Here is a 459-nt window from a genome sequence, read left to right as displayed (position 1 = left end):
TTTACTTCCTCGGGAAATTATCTGCCGCTGGTGGTGGCGGGAATAGCTGCTGTGGTGATGGCGATTTTTGAATATTTTACACAGAAGAAGCAAATGGCATGGCTGGATAATTTCAGTGTGGCGACCAGTATGCTGATCGGCATGATTGCCGCTGTATTAATTAAATTGGCTTAAGGAGGCAGATTTATGGATCAGAATGCAAAAGAAGCGTATCTGCAAAAGTTTAATCAGCAATTGCATCTGCTGGGAAGAATTACTCTGGGAGTGGCAATTGTTTTATTGATAGGAGCACCTCTTGTAATGGGGCTGCTGTATGGAGTAATGCCGGATATGTCCGGGTTCCTGAAGGGGATTATTAAAGTCGGGATTATCTATATCCCTGTAGCAATCGTGGAATTTCTGGTATACGCTCCCATGCTTGGCACAGGAGGCAGCTATCTGACATTCCTCACTGGAAAT

At 44.4% G+C, this 459-nt stretch carries 1 protein-coding gene and 1 pseudogene; both read left to right on the top strand.

The features are described 5' to 3' along the window. Nucleotides 1-21: 21 nt before the first annotated feature. Complete coding sequence (locus ACH2DQ_RS08215; protein ID WP_395026311.1) at nucleotides 22-174, top strand: DUF5058 family protein; 153 nt, start codon at nucleotides 22-24, stop codon at nucleotides 172-174. Nucleotides 175-186: 12 nt separating this feature from the next. Beyond that, nucleotides 187-459: pseudogene (locus ACH2DQ_RS08210) on the top strand (hypothetical protein); the annotation flags it as partial.

It is taken from the genome of Robinsoniella sp., assembly GCF_034124845.1.
The sequence above is the reverse complement of the archived record's forward strand: the minus strand, read 5'-3'. Positions and strand labels throughout refer to the sequence as shown.